The 409-nt window shown below is 73.8% G+C and carries 1 protein-coding gene; it reads left to right on the forward strand.

The window, feature by feature from the left end; all coding sequences use genetic code 11:
• A partial coding sequence (locus CH42_RS00040; RefSeq protein ID WP_156322409.1) for an ATP-binding cassette domain-containing protein occupies positions 1–409 on the forward strand: 409 nt, incomplete at both ends.

A 409-nucleotide genomic window follows, 5' to 3' on the forward strand; every position in this document is an offset into this window, starting at 1 on the left:
GAGTGGAGCTGCGCGGGATCAGCCACGCCTACGGACCGAAACCGGTGCTGGACCGCGTCGACCTGGCCGTCGCGCCGGGGGAGTTCGTCGCGCTGCTCGGTGCGTCCGGGAGCGGGAAGAGCACGCTGCTGCGGCTCATCGCAGCGCTCGAGGCTGCGGATGACGGCGAGGTTCGCCTCTCGTCGGCCGAAGGGGCGCCCGTCGTGGTGCGGGTGATGTTCCAGGAGGACCGGCTGCTGCCCTGGAAGCGCGTGCTCGAGAACGTGCAGCTCGGCACCCGCGGCCGGCGAGCGGAGGCGCAGCAGCTGCTCGCAGCCGTGGGCCTCGCGGACCGGGCTCGCAGCTGGCCGAGCGACCTCTCCGGGGGACAGCGTCAACGCGTCGCCATCGCCCGCGCGCTGCTGCAGCG

This window comes from Leucobacter musarum subsp. musarum (genome assembly GCF_001273845.1).
GTDB lineage: Bacteria > Actinomycetota > Actinomycetes > Actinomycetales > Microbacteriaceae > Leucobacter > Leucobacter musarum.